Origin of the sequence: Ochrobactrum sp. A-1 (genome assembly GCF_022488005.1) — a bacterium.
Classification (GTDB): domain Bacteria; phylum Pseudomonadota; class Alphaproteobacteria; order Rhizobiales; family Rhizobiaceae; genus Brucella.
The window spans coordinates 164,991-186,545 of sequence record NZ_JAKVQC010000007.1; the positions used below are offsets into that span (position 1 = coordinate 164,991).

Below are 21,555 nucleotides of genomic sequence, written 5' to 3' on the forward strand. Positions count from 1 at the left end.
ACGCCCTCACTCCGTCACACCCCGGCGCGAGTCTCATCCTGATTGACGCTGAATCTCACCTAGATTGCCGCTATGCAGCGAATGGCTTCGGCAAGTACAAGCGCCATCGCAAAGTATCCAAACAAGGTCAGCGTATAGATCGTCACACTATCGAGCGTCAGGTTGCGCAGGCGTTGGGCCTGGAAGGTCAGGTCGCTGATGGCGATCAGCGAGGCAAGGGCAGTATCCTTGAGATTATGGATTGCAAGGTTACCGAATGCTGGCATCATTTCGACCACGGCTTGCGGCAGGATGACATGGAACAAGGTATGTCCCTTACTGAAATTGAGTGCGCGCGCGGCTTCATGTTGCGCTTCTGGAACTGCCTGTAAGGCACCGCGCACGACTTCCGCGCCATAAGCACCGATATTGAGCCCAAGTCCCATGATGCCTGTAGTGACCGGATCAAATGAAATGCCGATCAGCGGCAAGGCATAATAGAGCCAGAACAGTTGCACGAGCAAAGACGTGCCGCGGAATATCTCGATATAGATCACCGCAATCGTGGATAGGATCGGTCCGCCGGCAAAACGGGCAATCCCGGCCGCAAACGCCAGTATAGTGCCGATGGCCATCGAACTGAGGGCAAGAATGGCGGTGATTTGCGCCCCCTTGAAAAGGGCGGGAAGATACTCCGTCCAATGCATATGGTCGTCTCCCGGTTGAGATGAGACAATGCCCGCCGAGCCGTTGACCGATCCGGCGGGCAGCAAATCGACTTACTTTGCGTTGCAGAGGCTGGCAGTATCCACGGTTCGCGCAGCTTCTACGCTTTCTTCGCTAAGTCCATAAGTCATAAGGATTTTCTTATAGTCATCAGTCTTCTTGAACTCGATGAGTTCCTTGTTGAAGGCCTCGTAGAATTCCTTGTCTTCCGGACGGAAGCTGAAAGCGCCGAAGCTTCTGGCAGATTTGCCATCGACAACCGGATCGGTAAATGGATGCGCCTGTTCCAACTCTGGTGAATTGTCGACCAGCTTGGCGACTGTCAGTTCCGTTGCGGCATAGGCATCAGCTCGCCCGGTCTGGACGGTCGATGGTGCATCGGCATTGCCCTGGATCATGACGATCTGAGATTCATCGATACCCATTCCATGCAGGAAGTCGATCTGATCCGCACCGGAAACGATTGCGACTTTCAGGGATGGATCCTTCTTGATGTCTTCATAGGAATGGATATTCTTCGGGTTGCCCTTGGGCACCAAAAGGCCTTCACCATAACTCGAATTTGCAACGGTGAAGGTTACCTGCTTGCAGCGATCAGGCAGGACGTTCTGCTCGGCTGCGACGAATTCGAACCGCTTTGCCTTCAGGCCGGGAATGAGCGATCCGAACGGGGTAACGGTCCAGTCGATTTCCTCGATACCGAGTTTCTTGAAGATCGCGGCCGCGACGTCTGGGCCGATGCCCTTCGCCGTGCCGCTCTCGTCCATATAACCATAGGGTACTTCGTTCGCTGTTGCTCCGCGAACGAAGCCCGCACTCTTGAGTTCATCGACCGTGACGGCGTGCGACGGAAGCGTAAGAGTCAGGACTGCCGCAGCCGAGAGCAGGGCTGAAATTGTATGTAGTTTCATGCGCATCGTGTTCACTCCTCTTTTTGAATGCCGGTTGTTTGTCTGTCCGGCTTGTCGGTTGGCTGGTATTGATAGATTTATTTCGAGGCTGGTTCCTTGCTGATCGTGGCAGTGACCGACAGGCAGTCACCCATCTTGATGAGGCCTGGAAAGTGCCGGGCCGCGAGAATTCCGTCGAGTGCGGCGCGGTATTCCTGCGGAGCTGCACCCGTGCGGGTTACGGTATGAACGCGCGCAATGAGGTCACCTTTGCGTATCTCCGCGCCAAGATCGACCAATGGTTCAAGCAAACCTTCGGTATCGGCAAAGCCGAAACATTCCTGCGACGGCATATCGAGCCATGTTGTGGGTGAAAGCTCCACCTCTCCTTGCAGAATGCCTGCATGGCGCAAAAGGTTGCGAATGCCGCGCTTGGCTATGGAAGCGGTGCGGGCAGAAATTGTGCCGCCGCCGGAAAGCTCGGTCGTCACGAACACCTTGCCGGCTTCTTCCGCTATCGTATCGTACATGCCGACGGCGTCGATCTCGATCATCCGCATGGAATATGGAGCAGAAAAGGCTTTGACAGCAGCAAAGCAACGAGCTTCCTGGGCCGTATCGGGCAAGGCATGTGCGGCTGCATAAGGCAGAAAATCGAGTGTCCGTCCGCCGGAATGAAAATCCATAACAATATCGGCTGCCGGCAAAAGGTAGCGGGTGAAATAGTCCGCGATCTTTTCCGTGACGGTGCCATCCGGGCGACCGGGGAAACTGCGGTTGAGATTGCCCTTGTCGATGGGGGATGTTCGCGTCCCCGCCAGAAAGGCTGGATAGTTCATTGCCGGCACAATGATAACACGCCCACAGATCTGCTCCGGTTTGAGATTGGCGGCGAGATCGTAGAGTGCGACGGGACCTTCGTATTCATCGCCGTGATTGGCTCCCGTCAGGAGAGCCGTTGGACCGTCGCCATTCCGGATCACGCAGATCGGTAACATCAGCGATCCCCATGCGGAATCGTCTCTGGACCAAGGCAGTCGCAGATGTCCGTGCTGCACGCCGTCGTGGTTGAGATCGACGGTCGGTATGATTGGGGAGGGACGTGAGGGAGGCGAGGTGTGCATCATCGCAGCGTCCTAATCCTTGACCACCAGTTTGCGCGGCACATTCGACAGGCATTCCACGCCCGTTTCGGTGATCACGATACTCTCGGTGATCTCCAGCCCCATGGTTTCCAACCAGAGACCTGTCATGAAGTGGAAGGTCATGCCGGGCTGCAATTCGGTGCGGTCGCCGGGGCGCAGGCTCATCGTGCGCTCGCCCCAATCTGGCGGATAGGACAGGCCGATTGAATAGCCAGTGCGGTTGTCCTTGATGATCCCGTACTTCTTCAACACAGCAAAAAAGCCGTTGGCAACATCTTCGCAGGTGTTGCCGGGACGGGCGGCAGCAAGTCCCGCTTCCATACCTTCGAGGGTGGCTTTTTCGGCATCAAGAAAGGCTTGTGTCGGCTTGCCGAGAAATACGGTACGTGACAGCGGGCAATGATAGCGCTTATAGCAGCCAGCGATTTCGAAGAAGGTGCCTTCGCCGGTCTTCATCGGCAGATCATTCCAGGTCAGGTGCGGTGCGGATGCGTCCGGTCCGGAAGGCAGCAGTGGCACGATGGCAGGATAGTCGCCGCCGAAATCATCAACGCCGCGCGTGCCTGCATCGTAGATCTCCGCAACCAGATCGCATTTACGCATACCTGGTTCAATTTTATCGACGATACGCCGGTGCATGGCTTCCACTATGCGGCCAGCTTTGCGCATATAGTCGATTTCCGTCGGGCTTTTGACGGCACGCTGCCAGTTGACCAGTCCTTGCGCATCCTTGAACCGGGCATTCGGCAAGTGCTTCTGCAATGCGTGATGAGCGGCAGCCGTATACCAGTAATTGTCGAACTCCACAGCTATGGTTTTGTTACCCCAACCCTTTTCTTCCAGCATCGAGGCCAGGAGATCCATGGGGTGGCGCTCCAGCGATTGCACGTAATGATCGGGATAGCCGATAATATTGTCGTGGCTGAGCCACGCAGTGCGTTTCGCACCGTTGCCATCCTGACCGCGACCGTACCAGATCGGTTCCCCTTCCATCGAAAGCACAACGCATTGATGAACATAGAAGGACCAGCCATCATAGCCGGTCAGCCAGTGCATATTGGATGGATCGGTGACAATGATGATATCGAAGCCTGCCTTCTCCATGGCGCGACGGGTTTTGGTTATCCGCTGATCGTATTCCGCGCGGGTGAAGTTGAGTTCCACACTCATCGACTGGCTCCTGCAGTTTTGGTTGGATCGATTTTCGTACCTGCATCACGCAGGCTGGCGCGCTCCGTTGCAAGACGCGCGATAGCCGTATCCTGAACGCCTGTTCCGGTGAGGTCGCAGAAGGTTATATCCTCTGCCTTCCGCTGGAATGTCGGGGCATTGAGTGCAATGTGGCCGAGTTCTGGGAAGACAGCATCCGTCGCAACAACCCCAGCCGAAATTGCATGATGCAACTCGCCGAGCCTGCGCGTCTGGGACAGGCTGTCGGCAACATAGATGATTGGGCGCTGGAACAGAGCAGGATCGATCTCGTTCTTGTGCTCGGCATCCGAACCCATCGCGGTAACATGCTGGCCGGGGACAAGCCACCCGGCCTTGACGAGCGGCGTTTCCGATGGCGTTGTCGTGACAATGATGTCAGCGCCGTCGCAGGCTTCTTGTGCATCTGCGACTGCCTTCACTGAGATTCCGAGTTTTGCACTAAAGCTTCGCGCAGCTTTTTGCGCGCTGTCGAATTTGCGTGCCCAAACCCTTACTTCGGTGATGGGACGCACTAGGGTCAGCGCTTCAAGCTGCATTGCAGCCTGCATGCCTGCGCCGAAGATGGCAGCCACATGAGCGTCTTTCCGCGCCAGATATTTTGCGGCGACAGCACCTGCTGCAGCCGTGCGCACGTCGGTCAGGTAGCCGTTGTCCAGTAACAGTGCTTCGATAAGCCCGGTCTTGGCCGAAAACTGGATCATCAACCCGTTGGTGGATGGCAGGCCGATTGAAGGATTGTTGAAAAAACCCGGACTTACCTTGATGGCGAAACTGTCAAGCCTCGGAATATATGCAGTCTTCACATCGACTTCGCCGCGCTCTGCCGGTATGTCCAGTCGAAGAATTGGCGGCATGCTGACACCGCCACGGGCAAGTGCCTGGAAGGCATTCTCCACGCACGTCACGCTTTCGAGATCGAGAGCTATGATCTGTCGCAGATCAGCTTCGGTCAGAATTCTCATTTCAGCCATCAGCCTGCCCTCCGATAGCGGTCTTCCATGATCGCGCGATATTGTTGGGGATCGATATTACCGCCTGAGATAATGATGGCAGTGGGGCCTGTTGGCCTGATCTTGCCGCTCAACAAGGCACCAATGCCGACCGCAGCAGCCCCTTCGACAATTTCCCCTTCGTGCGTCGCAGCGTATCTGATCCCTGCTGCAATCTCTTCTTCATCGAGCAGAACCACCTCGTCCAGCAATGAGCGACACATCGCAAAAGTCCAATGGTTGTCGAGCCCGATGCCTCCGCCCAACGAATCTGCAAGTGTCTCCAGTTCCTCGACATTGACTGGCCTGCCAGCTTTGAGACTGGCATCCATGGCTGCTCCACGACACATCGAAATGCCGATCACACGGCTATGAGGGCGTCGGGCTTTGACTACTGCGGCGATGCCTGCAGCAAGCCCCCCACCTGAAAGAGGAATAAGAACCGTTCCGGTGTCCGGCTGGTCATCAATGATCTCCAGACCGATTGTGCCCTGTCCAGCAATAATGCGCGGATCATCAAAAGGCGGAATGACGTTCATTCCTTCTTCGCGCGCCAGTCGCGCCACCTCGTCCATGGCGTCATTCTGCGACTTCCCAACGATGCGCACATCCGCACCAAGGTCGTGGATTGCATCGACCTTGTTGCGCGGCACGAGCGATGAGAGGCAAACGGTAGCGATCAAGCCTTGTTCGGAAGCGGCATACGCAACAGCACGCCCATGATTACCGGTTGACGCGGTCACCAGTCCACGCTTGCGATCATCGGACGACAGACTAAGGACGGTATTGGTCGCGCCGCGCAGCTTGAAGCTGCCGGTCGTCTGTCGATTTTCAAGTTTCAGATAAACTGGTGTTTCGACAAGTTCGCTGAGATATTCGGAGCGCACAAGCGGTGTTCTCACGACAAGACCGTTCAGCCTGTTGTGAGCGGCTTCGATTTCATCAAGACCAATCATTTTTTGCACGGCGCTGCCTCTCATAGCGTCATGGCAATGGGGAAAGCTGTGTCGAGTTCTGCCGAGGCGGTAACGGATGAACGCACTGAGGCGCAATAATGCACCACGTGCGAAACCGTAAGGCCGCATCCTCGTTCCCCATATGCTTGATTTTTGTTCTTGCCTCTATGTGTGAAAGACCAGTTTGTTCATGTCAATAATTATATTGGATCATTACAATTTTGATCTGTAGCGACTTTCTATGCTTAAGCCTTGCCAGCGACGCAGGGGCATGCCAATGAGAACTGAAATATTTGCAGATGCTGGATCAACAGAATGAAAGCCGCCTTGAAGCTCGACGCCGTCGATTTGCGCATTCTCGAAGCCGTTCAGGAGAATGCGCGGATCACAAAGCTTGCCTTGGCGGAGAAGGTTGGACTTTCTGCGACACCTTGCTGGCTGCGACTGCGCAAGCTGGAAGAGGCGGGCATCGTGACGGGCTATCACGCGCGCATCGCCTATCGAAAAATAGCACCGATTGCGCATGTTATTGTGCAGATCACCCTGGGCAATCATCGTCAAGGCGATTTCGACCGGTTCGAGAGAGCGATCACAGCCGTACCCGAAATCGTGTCCTGCTGGTCGGTTGGTGGTGGTGTGGATTATTTTCTGATGATCGTCGCAGGCGATATTGACGGTTATCAGCGCCTGATTGACCACCTTTTGGATCAGAACATCGGTATTGAGCGCTATTTCACCTATATCGTGACAAAACTGGTCAAGGACGAGAAGGCGAGTGCGCCTTTGTCGCTATTCAATGAAGTCACGGGCTAGCCTAAACAGGCTGTCTGGCTTTTAAATTTAGTCCAATTTACATGTTCGGTGAGATGTCTTTGGTCCGAATCTGGAGCCATCCTGTGACAAACTTCTTCCTGAATTGGGAGAAGAACAATGAATGCCGTTCTGGATCATCCGATACAACATGACGGGCTTTGCAAGCTTCGCGACAAACATCTTTTTCGCGAACTGGGTTATTTAGATGGGCGTTGGGTAGCAGGAGAAAAGGCAGAAACCTTCCCCGTTCTCGATCCTGCAACCGGTCAGCGGCTTGCTCGTGTGGCAAGTCTTGGCGAAGCGGAGACGACGCTTGCAATCGACGCCGCAGTAAAGGCGCTTCCAGCTTGGCGTGATAAGCTACCCCAGGAACGATCGGCAGTCTTACGGCGGTGGTTCGAGCTGGTCACGGCAAATCGCGAAGATTTAGCATTGCTGATGACGCTGGAGCAGGGCAAGCCGCTGGCTGAATCGTGCGGCGAGATCGATTATGGCGCATCTTTCATCGAGTGGTTTGCTGAAGAAGCGAAACGGCTCAATGGCGAAACCATAGCGAGCCATCTCGCGAATGCAGAAATGCTTGTGCGCCGTGAGGCGCTGGGCGTTGTCGCGCTTGTTACCCCTTGGAATTTTCCGCATGCCATGATTACACGCAAGGCGGCTGCAGCTATTGCCGCCGGTTGCCCGGTGGTCGTGCATCCGTCTTCAGAAACACCGCTTTCCGCGCTTGCCTTGGCCGAACTGGCCGAACGTGCCGGAATGCCTGCCGGCATATTCAATGTTGTGGCAGGCAAGGCTGCGCCCATCGTTGATGTATTGTGCCGTGATGAGCGCGTGCGGGGGCTGAGCTTCACCGGTTCAACGGAAATCGGCAAGCTGATTGCCACCAAAAGCGCAAACACGATGAAACGGCTTGTCATGGAGCTCGGCGGCCATGCGCCGTTAATCATCTTCGATGATGCCGATATCGAGCGGGCGGTAGAAGTTGCTTTGGCTGCCAAGTTCGCGACATCCGGTCAGGATTGCCTTGCTGCGAACCGCATCTTTGTCCAGCGCGGAATTTTGAAAGCCTTCACCGAGGTGTTTGCAGCGCGCATTGCGGCGCTGAAGCTCGGTAACGGGCTCGATCCGGCATCTGACATCGGTCCTCTGATGCATAGTCGGGCGGTCGATAAGGTCGAAGAACATGTGCGGGATGCTGAACAGCGGGGTAGCAGGATAGTCGTGGGCGGTAACCGGAGCGGGGAAGCTGGGCTTTTCTTTGAGCCGACTCTGCTGATCGATGTGCCGGATGATGCTGCGATCATGCACGAAGAGACATTCGGACCAGTTGCCGCCGTCACGGCATTTGACGATGAGGATGAAGTCGTCGAGCGTGCCAATGCCACACAATACGGTCTCGTTGCCTATGTCGTAACGACAAACGGCGCCCGACAGCTCCGTATGGGCCGTGCGCTCGAATACGGAATGGTAGCGATTAACCGCGCGAAGATCACGGGCGCACCGATCCCTTTCGGAGGTTGGAAACAATCCGGTCTTGGCCGCGAAGGCTCCCATCAGGGCCTCGAGGCCTTCACCGAACTCAAATATCTCTGCATTGACATCGCCGCGTGAAAGCGTAGTGACAGGAAAGGAACATAACTATGTTGAACAATAGCAATGAACTCACCGCCTGGGACCGGGATCATTTCTTTCATCCCTCCACTCATATGGGCATGCATGCGCGGGGCGAAACACCGACGCGTGTGCTGGAAGGCGGCGAGGGCGTTTATATTGCCGATGTGAACGGTCGCAAGAGCCTTGATGCCTTCGCAGGCCTCTATTGCGTCAATGTTGGTTATGGCCGGACGGAAATCGCCGATGCAATTGCGGAGCAGGCGCGCAAACTTGCCTATTATCACGCTTATGTCGGTCATGGCACGGAAGTGTCGATCACGCTCGCCAAGATGATCATCGACCGCGCACCAGAGCATATGAGCCGCGTTTACTTCGGTTTATCTGGCTCGGATGCGAACGAAACCAACATCAAGCTCATCTGGTATTACAACAATATTCTGGGCCGCCTGGAAAAGAAGAAGATTATCTCGCGTTGGCGCGGATATCACGGATCAGGCGTGATGACGGGCAGCATGACCGGTCTTGCGACCTTCCATAATGCATTTGATCTGCCTCGCGCGCCAATCCAGCATACGGAATCGCCGTATTATTTCCGCCGTGCGGATCGCTCTATGAGTGAAGAGCAGTTCTCGCAACATTGCGCCGACAAGCTTGAGGAAATGATCCTTGCAGAAGGCCCGGATACAATCGCGGCTTTCATCGGTGAGCCTGTTCTGGGCACCGGAGGTATCGTCCCGCCACCCGCTGGCTATTGGCAGAAAATTCAAACCGTTCTTGACCGCTACGATATTCTGCTTGTTGCAGACGAGGTCGTTACCGGCTTCGGCCGTCTTGGCAGCATGTTCGGTTCCGACCACTACGGCATGAAACCCGATCTGATCACCGTCGCCAAGGGACTGACTTCGGCCTATGCACCACTTTCCGGTTCGATTGTATCGGACCGGATGTGGCAGGTGCTGGTTCAAGGATCGGACAAGATGGGACCAATCGGCCATGGCTGGACCTATTCCGCCCATCCGATCTGCGCTGCGGCGGGCGTCGCCAATCTCAAGCTGATCGACGAATTGAAGCTCGTTGAAAATGCCGGTTCCACAGGCGTCTATTTCCGCAAGGCATTGCTGGATGCTCTCGGCGATCATAAGCACGTCGGCGAAATTCGTGGCGAGGGTCTGATGGCGGCGATCGAATTCGTGGAAGATCGAGACGACCGCAAGTTCTTCGATCCGTCGCTGAAGATCGGCGCGCAGGTTTCAACGGCGCTGCTGGCCAATGGAGTGATCGGACGCGCCATGCCGGAAGGCGATATTCTGGGATTTGCGCCGCCACTTTGCCTTACGCCTGAGGAGGCAGACAAGGTTGTTGCAGCTACTAAAAAGGCGATCGACACCGTCTTTGCTTGAACCATTGTCCCCGGAGGCATATCTTCCGGGGACTATTCCCGCCAGGCCGGTAGATGCAGCTCGGCGACCAGTCCACCTGATGGATCGTTTTTCAAAAAGATTTCACCAGCATTGGCATGCGCCACGTTGCGGGCGATAGTCAATCCGAGGCCGAAGCCGCCGGAGTCCCGATTTCTGGATTTGTCTGCCCGGTTGAAGGGCTTGAACATTTCCTTGATTTGGTTCTCAGGAATACCCGGACCACTATCCTTCACAAGCAACACAAGCTCATTGCTGTCTAGCCGAAGCGAGAGTTTGGCCTTGCCACCATAAGCAAGCGCATTATCAATCAGATTGGTGATGCAGCGCTGGATCGAGACGGGCTGGCAGTAGGCTACAGCGTCCAGTCGGTCGGAGTTTCTCTCATCCAGCGTTGCCTGCGGGTAATTGTCGGCAATGGACAGGAGAAGCGACCAGAGATCGACTTTCTCCTTCTTTTCATTGGCAAGTTCGGATGTTGCAAAGTCGATTACCGAGCGCGAGATCGCCTCAATATCATTGAGATCTTTGGCGAGTGACTTTGCCAGAGCTTCATCTTCGACCAGTGCCAGGCGAAGCCGGATGCGTGTGAGCGGAGTGCGCAGGTCATGCGCAAGGGCGGCCGCAAGCTGTTCACGTTCAGCAACATAATCAAGTAGCTTCGATTGCATCGTGTTCACGGCTTGCGCGGCAGCTTTATATTCACGGCTTCCGTCTTCAGGCAGTGGCGCGCTTTTCAAGTCGCCACCAATCCGGTGCACGGCGCGTTCGAGCACCCGATAGGGTGCTGTCAGACGGCGGGTCGCCCATATCGCCACGAGAACCACGCTAAGCGCTACAAGCGCAAACAGAGGAATGGTTTCGGTCGTGATGATCGGATCGGCCGGGGTGATCCTTGTAGTGAAGTTCATCCAGCGTCCGTCGCCGAACTGCAGTGAAGTGGTCAGGCTGGCGCTCAAGTTTGTCGTTGCTGCAAGATCGTTGATCTGCTTTTCGACATCGCCGATATCACCGTTGTCAGTGGTCTGTGTCGAAGCGGCACGAAATCCATGTGTAATTTTATCGCGGCGTATACGGGCGTCGATAACGCCATAACGTGCCAGACGCGCGACAAGGACGTCTTCGAGCTCAGCGAGGTCATCTTCACTAGCCAGCACAGTCGACACATCGGGTTGTATCGTGATCGTGATGCCCTGACCGGAAGTTGTCAGGCGAGTGGCAAGACTGTTCCAGTCGCTGACTGGTGTTGAGCTAAGCAGTTTGACGAGGGCCGTCGCTCTTTCGCTGAGACGGAACAGCTCCAGCGCATTGTTCGCATCCTTGCGATCCTGCGAAACAATCCAGAGCGTAGCAATCTGTGTAATCAGGAGGCCGCTGATCAGAATTGTGAGAAGCCAGCTTGGCAGGGAACGAGGAAAGGGAAACCTCATTCCATTTCGACCTCATGGCCGAACTGGTAGCCGCCGCCGCGAATGGTGAGGATCAGTTTGGGGGAGCGAGGATCGTCATTCAATTTGCGTCGCAGTCGACTGATTAGGATGTCGACGCTTCGATCATAGCCGTAAACAGCTTGATTTCCGGCCAGTTCCATCAGCTGATCACGGCTAAGGATGTGTTGCGAACTTTTGGCGAAAGCTTCAAGCAGATTGAACTCTGCCGTGGTCAGTTCGACGCGCACGTCGGACGGAGACGTAAGACGCCTGCGCGCGCAGTCGAGTGTCCAGCCAGCGAAGCGGTAGCTGTGAGTGACGGGGCGGCTGGGACCACGGCTGTTTTCCAGGCGCCTGAGCACAGCGCGGATACGGGCGAGGAGCTCGCGCGGATCGAACGGCTTTGCCAGATAGTCATCGGCGCCGATTTCAAGGCCCAGTATCTTGTCGGCCGCATCGGCAATTGCCGTCAACATGATGATCGGAACACGCGAATGACGGCGGATATCCTGACATATTTCGATGCCGCTTTTGCCGGGAAGCATAACGTCCAGAATGATCAGATCGATGGCCGTGCGGCTCATTACATCATGCATCTCCTCGCCGTTCTGGGCGATGGAAACGCGCATGCCGCGGCGCTTGAGAAATTCGTGCAGAAGGTCACGTATATCCTTATCGTCATCGACAATCAGAACGTGGGCGTCTTCTTTCAATTTGCAGCTTCCATAATAGCTATGAGTCTTGTGATAGTAGCGCCCGGATTACGACGATAAAAAGCCTCAAGCTTCGGTTTTTAACCGGCATTTGCATGGCGCTACAATTCAGAAACAAATTGCAACAGACGCGAAAAACAAGCGCAAACAAGGCGTGCAATAATGGTCTCGCTGAAGAAGCTGAAGCCCTATGAAAGATCGAATTCGTATGTTCAACTCGATTTTTATATCGAAAACATCTGCGAAAGCGTTTCTTTCAACACTTTGTCTAGCGGGTCTGCTGTCCTGTCCGCTTCCCAACGGAGCAATGGCGGTGCAACTCGTAACACGCAGCGAACGGTGTGACAGGCTTCAGCATCAACTGCAAACCGCACTTTCCGGTCGTGTCGAAACTCGGCAGGCTCGCCAGGCGGAGACCTTGCAGAAGAGGGGGATGAAATTCTGCGCGAGCAGAAGAGAGGCACAGGGCCTGCGAGCCTATGCCGAGGCCCTCAAGCTTCTAGGGGTCAAACCTGACATGGCCGACACAGGCGGACAGGAAACTGCTTTACCTCCGGCGGGGAAGACCCCGAACGGAAAACCCAATTGAGGAACCGGAAAATGAAGAAGTCCCTTATTTCTGCTCTTGGCATGGCTGTCGTTCTGGGCCTGTCCGCTCCTGTCCTGACGGCAAGCGCTGCTAACGCTGCTCCGGCTGCTGCAACCCACATGACAACCACCAAGCATCATGCGAAGAAGGCTTCGGCTCACAAGAAGCATCACACTACAAAGAAGTCGCATAAGAAGGCCGCTCCGGCCAAGAAGTATTAAGTTTTCCGTTTCGCGCGAAAACCGGCGGCTCCCTCGCAGTCCGGTTTTCGCCATCAAAGGCCGTTGCTTGCCGGACATGAAATGTCCAGTCTGCAGCGGCCTTTTTATTTTGTGAGCCAGATTGTGTCGACTTGTCGAATGCGTTTTCCCCGCCATATCTGTCGGCAGGATATTGAGGAGCCATTCCTAATGACGACAATTGACTTGAAGCGGATTTATGAAGCTCCTTCGCCGGATGACGGCTATCGGGTCCTCGTGGATCGCGTCTGGCCGCGTGGCATGACGAAGGAAAAGGCGGATATAGATCTTTGGGCCAAGGATGTCGCACCATCGACGAATCTTCGCAAATGGTTCGGCCATGATCCGGTGAAATGGAATGATTTCCAGAAAAAATACCGCCGAGAGCTGGAAGGTCATAAACCAGCACTGGAGGATTTGATCGCCGAAGCCAAGGCAAGAGGTGGGCGGCTGACGCTGTTATACGGCGCAAAGGACGAAGAGCATAATCAGGCTGTGGTCCTACACGAGTTCATGCAATCCCTATAGACAATTCCCAAAGAGTGCTGCCGTAGTTGCAACACCCTTTGATATTGCGCTTTAAGATCACCACTTGGTGTGAATTTTCAAGAGCGCCTTGCGTCCTTCACCATAGCCACAACATAAATGCCCTGACATCCCGCCACATAGTTTTTGTCGAACAGATTGGTGATGTTCAAGTCGACGCCCCAATTGTCTTTTTGGTAACCAAGCTTCAGGTCGGCAAGCGTCACCGCTGGTACCTTGAGGGTGTTTTGTTCATCAGCATATGACGAGCCGAGATAGCGCACACCGCCGCCAAGGGTCACGCCATGAAGTGTACCATCCGGTACTTTGTACTGGACAAAAACGGAGGCCTGCTGTTCTGGCAGGAGATAGGGGCGATTTCCGATGATATCGGGATTGCTGTCGTTTTCCTTGATTTTCAGATCATAGGCGGTAACCGCAGCGGTCACTTTCCATTCGTCGGTGATGTTGGCCTGAACCTCGAGCTCGAAACCGCGAGAGTTGACCTTGCCCAGCTGTTCGCGCGCGAAACTGGAGCCGGTGAGGGCATTTTCCTTGGTCAGGTCGAACAGCGAAGCGGTAATCAAGCCATCGAAAAGTTCTGGACGGTATTTGAGGCCCACTTCATACTGTGCTCCGGTCTCTGGTTGAGCGTAGCTGCCGTCTGCCAGCGTTTCGATGATCGGATTGAAGAAGGTCGCGACACTGACATAAGGCGTTATGCCATTGTCGAATTCATAGCCGAGGCCTGCACGCCCAGAGGCCTTGCCTTTGTTATATTCGTAGCTTGGCAATCCCGTCGCATCGGTTTTGACATAGTCGTAACGGCCGTTGAAGGTCGCGATCCAACCGTCGCCGAATTCCATGCGATCCTGAGCATAAATGCCGATCTGGTGGCGCCGCAAATCCTGATCGATATAAGGATCGAACATTGGTCCCTGCGGTTCACCGTAGACAGGATTGAAGCCGTCGATAACGGTCGCTCCGCCAGTCTGTTGCATCTGGTCAATTCGGAAATAACGGTACTCTATACCAAACAGAAGGTTATGCGTCAGCGCGCCAGTATCGACCGCTCCTTCAAGCTGATTGTCGGCAAGGAAGGTATTGACAGTCGTATCGTGCTTGAAGTTGATGCGCGCGATATTCGGATTGCCCGGTGCCGGCTGCGGCAGGAACCCCTCATATCCATACGCATAAAGGCTGTGTTCTTTCACGTGTGAAAAGCCGTAGCGCACATTCTGACGTACGGTCCAATCATTGTCGAACTGATGTTCGAACTCATAGCCAATGGAAGCCTGTTCGCGCTCGTAGGAGTCGATGTCGGGCTCGGTGAAGTTCCTTTTGCGCGAAATCCTGCCGAATTCGGTCGGAACAACAGTGCCGTAGTAGGGAAGAAAGCCACCGCCATCATGGGTCAGATTGAGGTGGGTATAGTTGCCGAGAATGGTCAGCTTGGTTGCTTCGTCGGGCTTGTATTCAATGCTCGGCGAGATGACACCGCGAAATTCCTTGGCGAAGTCCGTATAATTGTCACCGCCCTGAATCTTGCCGTTCAATCGGTAATTGACCGTTTCGCTGGCCTTGTCTCCGATGTCGAAGCCGAGATAGGCGTTGCCGTAGCTATTAATGCCCGTTTCGAGATAACGCAGCCGCTCGCCGGTCGGGCGCTTGCTGATATAATTGACGATGCCGCCAGGGTTGGAGCCGCCATAAAGGGCAGACGATGCACCACGCAGAACATCAATACGCTCGATGCCGAAGCTATCGATCAGGAAGCCGCCGAAGCCGTAGCTGAAGTTCTGCAAACCGTCGAGATAAGTGCCGTACTGGGTGGCTTCGAAACCGCGAATGTAGAGCCAGTCGGTATCATTATCGACGCCGAAAGGCTGCCCGAGCACGCCGGGCGTATAGCGGAGTGCTTCGTCCAGTTTTTGCGCACCGACGGCATCCATCTGTTCGCGACCTACGACTGATACAGATTGTGGGATCTTTTCGATGGCAACGCTATCCTTAGATCCTGTTATAGTTTTCGTCGGCACGAAGCCCGTCACCGGCGCAACGCCCTCGTCGTTTCGGCCATTTCCTGTCTGCACGACAACTGTCTCAAGACGAACTGCATTGTTCGTTTCTTGCGCACTAGCTGCCGAGAGCGCCAAAGCTGTAAACGCTGCGTTACCCAGCAGGATCAGGAAATGTTGCTTTATCGATGTCGTCATCCGGTGCAAGCCCCTCGAGAAATCCCATATATGATCCGGCGCGTTGATGCCTAATAAGGCACGGGCCGGGTGCGCAAAACACGTCAAAGCTGTGACATGTTGCGAATTAATATGAGTGTTTACATCAAGATATTGCTGGAAGATTGCTCATTATTTCGACCAGTTGAATGATTTTTGGCTAATGTATGAAGCCCTTCGAATATCATTCGGCTCGGATTTACTGGAGTTGTTGCCTGCTCCAGGCGGCAGGCGTGATGCCAGTCAGTTTCTTGAAAACACGTGTGAAATGTGCCTGATCGGCGAAGCCGGTTAGAGCTGCGATATGGGGCAGGGAAACGCTTGGTTGCAAAAGCAGCATCTGCGCTCGATCGATGCGCTTCTGCATTTGCCAGGCGTGGGGTGAAATACCTGTCGAGGCCTTGAAGGCACTGCAAAAATAAGATTCAGACAGCCCCGCGAGCGTCGCCAGTTCCTGAAGGCGGATGACGCGCGCATAATTGTCTTCCATGAATTCCGTCACGCGACGCAATTGTCGCGGCGAAAGCTGGCTGTTGCGCGGCCGTTGTTCCAGTTTTGCTTCAAACAGTTCGGCGACGAGCGCGGTTAACAGGCCTTCTCCATGAAGGTCGTGCATAGGTGCTTTAGAAAGGCATTCTTCCGCCAGCAGAGAACCGATCTGTTCAATCTTCGGGTTGGAAAAGAACAGACGTGGCTTCTCAATGCTGCACTTGCTTAAGGCGTAGCCGAAACGTTTTTGCAGGTTGGCAACATCGAAATGCAGATCGAGATGCTTCAGTTTTCCCGGGCGCGTCACCCGGCTCCAGATCGTCATTCCCGCAGGGATATAGCAAAGCCTTTGCTGGGACTGGATATCGGCTAGCGTGCGGTTGGTCCGCTCAGGACAGATGGCCAGTTCGCCTCGGCTTTCAAGTACAAGAAAAAAGACGCGGCGCTTCCGAGACATATTCCCCGCGCGCGCCCGGTCCGCAATCGACCGACCATACATCAGCTATTGCGCCGTTCCATACGCGATAGTGAAGATCGTCCAGCAAGCTGACGTCCTCGATGTGGCTTTTCATATGCGGATGGAAGCCCAAATTCTTCTTCCTGATGGTGTTTCTCAAAACATGTATATCTTTCTCATATTTTGCTATCAACCTTTGATGAACTGCTTTATTGCAGGACAAACATCTGGACTTGACCAAATCTGGAATGAGATTGATGAGCTCCGCCCTGTTCGAACTTGAAAATGTTTCCTTTTCGGTCGCCGGACGCACTCTGTTGCAGCCGCTGACCATGTCCATACCGGGAGGATGTCTGACAGCACTCATTGGGCACAATGGTTCCGGAAAGTCGACGCTTCTGAAAATCTTGGCGCGGCAGCAGCCTGCGTCGGGCGGGACTGTACGCTTTGCGGGTAAGACGCTTGGTGAATGGGGCGACCGTGAATTTGCGCGAAAGCTCGCATATCTTCCGCAGCAGACGGCGCCGGCCGCAGGCATTCTGGTCAAGGAACTCGTGGCATTGGGACGCTACCCATGGCATGGCGCCCTTGGTCGTTTTGGAGAAGCCGACCGTAGGAAAGTGGAAGAAGCCATTGAGTTGACCGGGATCGCCCCTTTCGCTGACCGTTTGGTAGACACGCTTTCAGGCGGTGAGCGTCAACGTGTCTGGCTCGCCATGCTGGTTGCTCAAGATGCGGAATGCCTTTTGCTTGATGAACCGACATCGGCGCTTGATATCGCGCACCAGATCGAAGTTCTCTCACTTGTGCGTAAGCTGTCACACGAAAAGGAACTGAGCGTCTTTGTCGTGTTGCACGACGTAAATATGGCTGCGCGTTTTTGCGATGAAGTGTTTGCGCTTCACAGCGGCAGGTTGATCGCGCAATCGACCCCAAAGGGTATCATGGTGCCTGACCGCCTTGAGGAAATCTACGGCATTCCGATGGAAGTCATGCAACACGTCTCCTCGGGTCAGCTGATCGCTTCGCCACGGTAGGCTATCAATCTCTGCCTTCTTCAGGCGCTCCCAATGGAAACAAGTGACGGAAAGGCCGTGCTTCGTCGAGCGCACGGGCATAACTCGGTCGCGCAAGCAAGCGTTTGCGATAGGCCCAAACGTTGGCGAATTTTTCGGGAATGGCATAGGTCCAGTCTGCATAAAGCAGGGAAGGTGCGGCAGCACAATCCGCAAGGCTGAAATCATCGCCCGAGACCCACTCGCGTCCTTCCATGTGTCGATCTAGAAATGCGTAGGCTGTATCGAATGCCGCTCGCCAGCGGTCACCACCGTCGTCATGTTCGCGACCAAGTGCAATGTAAACAAGGCGTTGTTGTGGGTAGTTTATGTAATTATCAAAGAAGCGATCCCACATTCTCACGTCCGCGCTGACCAGCGGGTCTGATGGGATCAGCCGTCTGGTATGCGGATAGGCGGCTTCTAGATATTCGATAATACCCGTCGCCTCAAACACCAGTTTTCCATTGTCCGTTAGCACAGGAAATTTACCGAAGGGCCAAAGTGAGGTGAATTCGCTGGCCACTGGTTCCGTGCCGTCCAGCATTCTTGCTTCGAAAACTAAGTCCTTTTCATAGAAGGCTGTTATCGCTTTCTGGCAGTATGACGAAAAGGGGTGAAGGTAGAGTTTCAAAGTCATCGTGGTCCTCCCAGACAAATGGCGGATGAACTTCAATCACCATTGGCGCGATAGTCCGCGCGATTGATGCCATGGCGCTGCATCTTATCGTAAAAGGTCTTTCTAGGAATACCGAGCGCCTCAATTGTTTCCTGAACATTGCCATTATGTGCGGCGAGCGTTTCGCGTATGAGCGTTTCTTCGTAGCGCTCGAGCCTTTTGGGGAGGGGCTCTTGATCACTGATCGCTGGCTGCGGCGAATGTGCCGGTTTCGCTACACCAAGCGCCACGCGGTCGGCGAAATGCGCCAGTTCGCGGACATTTCCCGGCCAGTTGTGGCTCATAAGATAACGGTGCGTGGTTGCATCTATGGCCGGCACATCGCGATTGAAGCGTTTCGACGCCCGCGTCAGGAAATGTGCGAAGAGTAACGGAATGTCGTCCCGCCTTTCTCTCAACGGCGGGATGGAAAGCGTGACGACATTCAGCCGGTAATAGAGGTCTTCACGAAAATCGCCTCTTTGGGTTGGGTCGCCGAGGTCTATCTTTGCTGCTGCTACAACCCGCAGGTCGACCGGGCGAACCTCATTTGTACCGAGTGGTGTGATTTCGCGCATCTCAAGGACGCGCAGCAGCTTCACCTGTGTCGCTGCGGGCATGCTTTCAATTTCATCGAGAAACAGCGTGCCACCACTTGCATGTTCAATCCGTCCGAGCCGCTTTTTCTGCGCACCCGTAAAGGCCCCGGCCTCATGACCGAACAGCTCACTTTCAATCACCGTTTCGGGCAAGGCTCCACAATTGAGTGCCACGAAATTGCCTTTGCGGCGGCGGCCCCAGTTGTGCAGCAATTGTGCGACGACTTCCTTGCCACTGCCGGTTTCACCAGCCACGAGAACATCGACATCAGTGTCGGCGATATCGCGCAAGGTTCGGCGCAGATTTTCCATCGCCGGTGTTCGGCCGATCAATGGTAGATCTCCCTCCACATTCTCGGCGGCTTCACGCAGGGCGCGGTTTTCCAAAATCAACTGGCGCTTTTCCAATGCGCGGCGGATGCTGTGCACGAGCCGGTCGGCCGCAAATGGCTTAGCAATGAAATCATAGGCACCATCCTGAATGGCCTGTACGGCCATCGGAATATCCCCATGACCGGTAATCAGGATTACCGGCAAATCAGGGTCGATGGCCTTGATCCGCGCAAAGAACTGGAGACCATCGATCTGCGGCATACGGATATCGGTAACGACAATGCCGTCATACTCAGTTGTAACGTTGTTCAAGGCATCCAATGCATTTGGAAAGTCGGCAACTCCAAAACCGGCAAGTTCAAGCGTTTGACGGGTGGCGCGGCGCAGCGCCTTGTCATCGTCGACGAGAATAACGGAAGGGGACTTGTCCATCATGCTTTTCTCAATTCAATGCGGAAAGATGTACCTGCGGTGCTGCTTTCGGCGGATATGGTTCCGCCATAGTCGGTGATGATCTCCTTGACGATCACAAGACCGAGGCCGAGTCCTTTTTCTTTCGATGTGTTGAATGGCGAAAACAGATTGTCGCGAATATGCTGTGGCATACCGGGTCCATTGTCGGAGACCGTGATGATGACCTTATCGTCATTCACCTGTGTACGAACTTCTATTTGTCCGTCATTTTCTTTTAAATCAACAGCTTCCAGCGCATTCTGGAATAGGTTTATGAAAACCTGTTCAAGGCGGAGGGACTGGCCTATCACGCGCAGTTCGGACGGCGGCAGCGCGATATCAAGCTGATCCATGCGTCCGGAGAACCGACTTCGTAACAGTACCAGCGCGCCTGAAATGACCTGGCTGAGCGAGGTCGGCTCGGAAGGAGAGCGGCCTTTTCGGGCGAGTGCTTTAAGGTCACCTGTGATTGTGCCGATACGGTCTGTCAGTGCCGCGATTTCATCGAGATTCTCGGTTGCATCGGAGAGGTGCTTCCGTTCGATGAAGGTTTTTGCATTATCAGCATAGGCTCGAATGGTTGCAACCGGCTGGTTGATTTCATGTGCTACTCCAGCCGCAACTTGGCCCATGATGGCAAGCCGGTTGGCATGAACAAGATCCTGCTGGACGCCTTGCAGCATTGTTTCGGTGCGACGATGGTCACTGATTTCGGCCTGCAGACGGTCACGCGCCAAGCTGAGATCGCGGGTGCGCTCCTCCACGCGCTCTTCCAGCTCTGCTTGTCTGCGTTGGGCATCGGCAATGCGTGCTGCGATTTTCTGCCTGCGTCGCAAAAGAAGTCCGGCAACCGTGGCAATTGTTGCCAGAACAATAAAGGTAAACAGACGCGCTTCACGCATGGCCGCGGTAATTTGCGGGCGGATTGGAGCGAGACTGTACATTTGCCATGGAGTGGAAGGCACGGTTGAACGAATGGCTAGAAACTCGGTATTGCGGGCGTTGCCCGGTAGCAGTGCGTCGATCAGAAGAACATCGCCGCCGCCGATTGATTTAACCGCTAACGGCAGCGCGGTGAGAGGTGCGTTACCAAACTGCAGGCTATCACGGATGGGCTGGAGTTGTTCCTGACCGATTGAACCAACGGTCATGAAGCGCCAAGACGACAGGCTGGTAATCAGTACAATGTTGCGCTCGTCTGTGACGAATGTCGGTCGTCCGGCATTGTTCCAGTCGTTCTCCAGACGGTCGAATTCCAGCTTGACGACAATCACGCCCAGCGGTCCGTTCGGCCCATCAATACGACGGGATATGTAAAGGCCGGGGCGATTGCTGACATTGCCGAGTGCGAAATACTCCGCATCTCCGTTTTTCAGCGCCTCGTGAAAATAGGGGCGGAACTTGTAGTCGTTGCCGACGAAGCTTGTTGGTCCGCGCCAGTTACTTGCAGCAATGGCAATGCCATCCATGCCCACAAGATAAATGACGGCAGCCTGCGTGCCTTGCGCCAGCGTCTCCAGCTTCTCGTTCAAAGGATTGATTGTCGCTGACGTTTTGTCCTGAAGCGCTACTTCAAGTGCCTTATCCTTTGAGAGGACCAGAGGCAGTGCGCGCTGTTTATCGAGGACTGCCCGCAGTAATGCTGTGTTGAGATTAGCATCGATCCTTGTCTGCTCACCCATTGTCAGGATGGCTTTGTTCCGCGCAAAATCGCCGACAATCCACAAAGCGAAAGCGAAAACCACAACCCAAAACAGCCCAAACAACGCCCATGTGTGGCGGTTGGAAGTATCGGATTGGGCAGTGATGCCCTCTTTGGAAGAGTTCGAATTCATTGTTTCAATAGTGCATTATTTCGCACACATTGAAAATAAAAATGTGCGGATATTCGCACTTTCGTTGAGGTGTGAATTTTGAGGTTTATAGTAAATATATATAAAACAATGAGTTATAGGAATTTGATCGAACTGGCACGGACATTGCAATCAAAAGGTTCAGCAGCGGCTCAGACCGCTGGAATTCCAGACTGAAAGGCT

The 21,555-nt window shown here is 54.5% G+C and carries 19 protein-coding genes and 1 pseudogene; 7 read left to right on the plus strand and 13 right to left on the minus strand.

From position 1 onward, the window contains the following. Window positions 1-59: 59 nt before the first annotated feature. From ehuC to eutB, 6 genes are all read right to left on the minus strand, one after another. Window positions 60-686, minus strand: coding sequence for an ectoine/hydroxyectoine ABC transporter permease subunit EhuC (ehuC, locus tag MKS82_RS18770; protein ID WP_240579165.1), 627 nt, complete (start codon window positions 684-686; stop codon window positions 60-62). 72 nt (window positions 687-758) lie between these two features. Continuing rightward, window positions 759-1,622: an ectoine/hydroxyectoine ABC transporter substrate-binding protein EhuB gene (gene ehuB / locus MKS82_RS18775; RefSeq protein ID WP_109989271.1), complete on the minus strand. Its 864-nt coding sequence runs from the start codon at window positions 1,620-1,622 to the stop codon at window positions 759-761. 71 nt (window positions 1,623-1,693) lie between these two features. Beyond that, a complete protein-coding gene (gene doeB / locus MKS82_RS18780; RefSeq protein ID WP_109989272.1) occupies window positions 1,694-2,722 on the minus strand; it encodes a N(2)-acetyl-L-2,4-diaminobutanoate deacetylase DoeB in 1,029 nt (342 codons plus the stop codon). 9 nt (window positions 2,723-2,731) lie between these two features. After that, window positions 2,732-3,910 carry an ectoine hydrolase DoeA gene (gene doeA / locus MKS82_RS18785; RefSeq protein ID WP_109989273.1) on the minus strand — a complete coding sequence of 393 codons (1,179 nt, stop codon included), beginning with the start codon at window positions 3,908-3,910 and terminating at the stop codon, window positions 2,732-2,734. Further along, the gene (locus MKS82_RS18790) at window positions 3,907-4,923 is read right to left on the minus strand and encodes a cyclodeaminase (RefSeq protein ID WP_109989274.1); all 1,017 of its coding nucleotides are present in this window, start codon (window positions 4,921-4,923) and stop codon (window positions 3,907-3,909) included. Before MKS82_RS18790 ends, doeA begins: the two co-directional genes overlap by 4 nt. Then, complete coding sequence (gene eutB / locus MKS82_RS18795; RefSeq protein ID WP_109989275.1) at window positions 4,923-5,897, minus strand: hydroxyectoine utilization dehydratase EutB; 975 nt, start codon at window positions 5,895-5,897, stop codon at window positions 4,923-4,925. Before eutB ends, MKS82_RS18790 begins: the two co-directional genes overlap by 1 nt. A gap of 327 nt (window positions 5,898-6,224) precedes the next feature. Between eutB and MKS82_RS18800 the strand changes: the two genes are divergently transcribed. The 3 genes from MKS82_RS18800 (at window position 6,225) to MKS82_RS18810 (ending at window position 9,727) form a co-directional block, all read left to right on the plus strand. Further along, complete coding sequence (locus MKS82_RS18800) at window positions 6,225-6,710, plus strand: Lrp/AsnC family transcriptional regulator (protein ID WP_181394327.1); 486 nt, start codon at window positions 6,225-6,227, stop codon at window positions 6,708-6,710. A 117-nt stretch (window positions 6,711-6,827) separates the two neighbouring features. After that, the gene (locus MKS82_RS18805; RefSeq protein ID WP_109989277.1) at window positions 6,828-8,324 is read left to right on the plus strand and encodes an NAD-dependent succinate-semialdehyde dehydrogenase; all 1,497 of its coding nucleotides are present in this window, start codon (window positions 6,828-6,830) and stop codon (window positions 8,322-8,324) included. 29 nt (window positions 8,325-8,353) lie between these two features. After that, window positions 8,354-9,727 (plus strand): aspartate aminotransferase family protein, encoded by a 1,374-nt coding sequence (locus tag MKS82_RS18810; protein WP_109989278.1) that lies wholly within the window; start codon window positions 8,354-8,356, stop codon window positions 9,725-9,727. A 32-nt stretch (window positions 9,728-9,759) separates the two neighbouring features. Here the strand turns inward: MKS82_RS18810 and MKS82_RS18815 are convergent, their stop codons facing one another. Continuing rightward, entirely contained in the window at window positions 9,760-11,175 is a 1,416-nt protein-coding gene (locus MKS82_RS18815; RefSeq protein ID WP_109989279.1) for an ATP-binding protein, read from the minus strand. Beyond that, window positions 11,172-11,888 (minus strand): response regulator, encoded by a 717-nt coding sequence (locus tag MKS82_RS18820; RefSeq protein ID WP_109989280.1) that lies wholly within the window; start codon window positions 11,886-11,888, stop codon window positions 11,172-11,174. The genes MKS82_RS18815 and MKS82_RS18820 overlap by 4 nt, the downstream gene beginning before the upstream one ends. Window positions 11,889-12,078: 190 nt before the next feature. On the opposite strand from MKS82_RS18820, the gene MKS82_RS18825 reads away from it, so the two are divergent. The 3 genes from MKS82_RS18825 (at window position 12,079) to MKS82_RS18835 (ending at window position 13,244) form a co-directional block, all read left to right on the plus strand. Then, entirely contained in the window at window positions 12,079-12,477 is a 399-nt protein-coding gene (locus MKS82_RS18825) for a hypothetical protein (RefSeq protein ID WP_240579166.1), read from the plus strand. An 11-nt stretch (window positions 12,478-12,488) separates the two neighbouring features. Further along, on the plus strand, window positions 12,489-12,698 hold the full coding sequence (locus tag MKS82_RS18830) for a hypothetical protein (protein ID WP_210205213.1): 210 nt from the start codon (window positions 12,489-12,491) through the stop codon (window positions 12,696-12,698). Window positions 12,699-12,887: 189 nt separating this feature from the next. Then, window positions 12,888-13,244, plus strand: coding sequence for a DUF488 domain-containing protein (locus tag MKS82_RS18835; protein WP_109989282.1), 357 nt, complete (start codon window positions 12,888-12,890; stop codon window positions 13,242-13,244). A 57-nt stretch (window positions 13,245-13,301) separates the two neighbouring features. Here the strand turns inward: MKS82_RS18835 and MKS82_RS18840 are convergent. Further along, window positions 13,302-15,457, minus strand: a pseudogene (locus MKS82_RS18840) (TonB-dependent siderophore receptor). A gap of 217 nt (window positions 15,458-15,674) precedes the next feature. Continuing rightward, entirely contained in the window at window positions 15,675-16,421 is a 747-nt protein-coding gene (locus tag MKS82_RS18845; protein ID WP_240579168.1) for a helix-turn-helix domain-containing protein, read from the minus strand. A gap of 257 nt (window positions 16,422-16,678) precedes the next feature. Between MKS82_RS18845 and MKS82_RS18850 the strand changes: the two genes are divergently transcribed. Then, a complete protein-coding gene (locus MKS82_RS18850; protein WP_109989283.1) occupies window positions 16,679-17,458 on the plus strand; it encodes an ATP-binding cassette domain-containing protein in 780 nt (259 codons plus the stop codon). Window positions 17,459-17,462: 4 nt separating this feature from the next. Here MKS82_RS18850 and MKS82_RS18855 read toward each other — a convergent pair whose 3' ends face one another. From MKS82_RS18855 to MKS82_RS18865, 3 genes are read right to left on the minus strand one after another with little or no spacing between them, the layout of a single operon-like run. Beyond that, a complete protein-coding gene (locus MKS82_RS18855) occupies window positions 17,463-18,116 on the minus strand; it encodes a glutathione S-transferase family protein (protein WP_109989284.1) in 654 nt (217 codons plus the stop codon). Window positions 18,117-18,148: 32 nt separating this feature from the next. Then, window positions 18,149-19,498, minus strand: a complete 1,350-nt coding sequence (locus MKS82_RS18860; protein ID WP_109989305.1) for a sigma-54-dependent transcriptional regulator — start codon at window positions 19,496-19,498, stop codon at window positions 18,149-18,151. Further along, entirely contained in the window at window positions 19,498-21,354 is a 1,857-nt protein-coding gene (locus MKS82_RS18865; protein WP_109989285.1) for an ATP-binding protein, read from the minus strand. Before MKS82_RS18865 ends, MKS82_RS18860 begins: the two co-directional genes overlap by 1 nt. Between the last annotated feature and the right edge of the window lie 201 nt (window positions 21,355-21,555).

What these genes read in the sequence shown, in the direction of transcription:
- doeB (WP_109989272.1), bottom strand. Translation starts at nt 2,722, where the DNA reads ATGATGCACACCTCGCCTCCCTCACGTCCCTCCCCAATCATACCGACC.
- MKS82_RS18855 (WP_109989284.1), bottom strand. Translation starts at nt 18,116, where the DNA reads ATGACTTTGAAACTCTACCTTCACCCCTTTTCGTCATACTGCCAGAAA.
- MKS82_RS18790 (WP_109989274.1), bottom strand. Translation starts at nt 4,923, where the DNA reads ATGGCTGAAATGAGAATTCTGACCGAAGCTGATCTGCGACAGATCATA.
- ehuB (WP_109989271.1), bottom strand. Translation starts at nt 1,622, where the DNA reads ATGCGCATGAAACTACATACAATTTCAGCCCTGCTCTCGGCTGCGGCA.
- MKS82_RS18830 (WP_210205213.1), top strand. Translation starts at nt 12,489, where the DNA reads ATGAAGAAGTCCCTTATTTCTGCTCTTGGCATGGCTGTCGTTCTGGGC.
- eutB (WP_109989275.1), bottom strand. Translation starts at nt 5,897, where the DNA reads ATGATTGGTCTTGATGAAATCGAAGCCGCTCACAACAGGCTGAACGGT.
- MKS82_RS18805 (WP_109989277.1), top strand. Translation starts at nt 6,828, where the DNA reads ATGAATGCCGTTCTGGATCATCCGATACAACATGACGGGCTTTGCAAG.
- MKS82_RS18825 (WP_240579166.1), top strand. Translation starts at nt 12,079, where the DNA reads ATGAAAGATCGAATTCGTATGTTCAACTCGATTTTTATATCGAAAACA.
- MKS82_RS18815 (WP_109989279.1), bottom strand. Translation starts at nt 11,175, where the DNA reads ATGAGGTTTCCCTTTCCTCGTTCCCTGCCAAGCTGGCTTCTCACAATT.
- MKS82_RS18860 (WP_109989305.1), bottom strand. Translation starts at nt 19,498, where the DNA reads ATGGACAAGTCCCCTTCCGTTATTCTCGTCGACGATGACAAGGCGCTG.
- MKS82_RS18845 (WP_240579168.1), bottom strand. Translation starts at nt 16,421, where the DNA reads ATGTCTCGGAAGCGCCGCGTCTTTTTTCTTGTACTTGAAAGCCGAGGC.
- MKS82_RS18850 (WP_109989283.1), top strand. Translation starts at nt 16,679, where the DNA reads ATGAGCTCCGCCCTGTTCGAACTTGAAAATGTTTCCTTTTCGGTCGCC.
- MKS82_RS18835 (WP_109989282.1), top strand. Translation starts at nt 12,888, where the DNA reads ATGACGACAATTGACTTGAAGCGGATTTATGAAGCTCCTTCGCCGGAT.
- MKS82_RS18865 (WP_109989285.1), bottom strand. Translation starts at nt 21,354, where the DNA reads ATGAATTCGAACTCTTCCAAAGAGGGCATCACTGCCCAATCCGATACT.
- ehuC (WP_240579165.1), bottom strand. Translation starts at nt 686, where the DNA reads ATGCATTGGACGGAGTATCTTCCCGCCCTTTTCAAGGGGGCGCAAATC.
- MKS82_RS18810 (WP_109989278.1), top strand. Translation starts at nt 8,354, where the DNA reads ATGTTGAACAATAGCAATGAACTCACCGCCTGGGACCGGGATCATTTC.
- doeA (WP_109989273.1), bottom strand. Translation starts at nt 3,910, where the DNA reads ATGAGTGTGGAACTCAACTTCACCCGCGCGGAATACGATCAGCGGATA.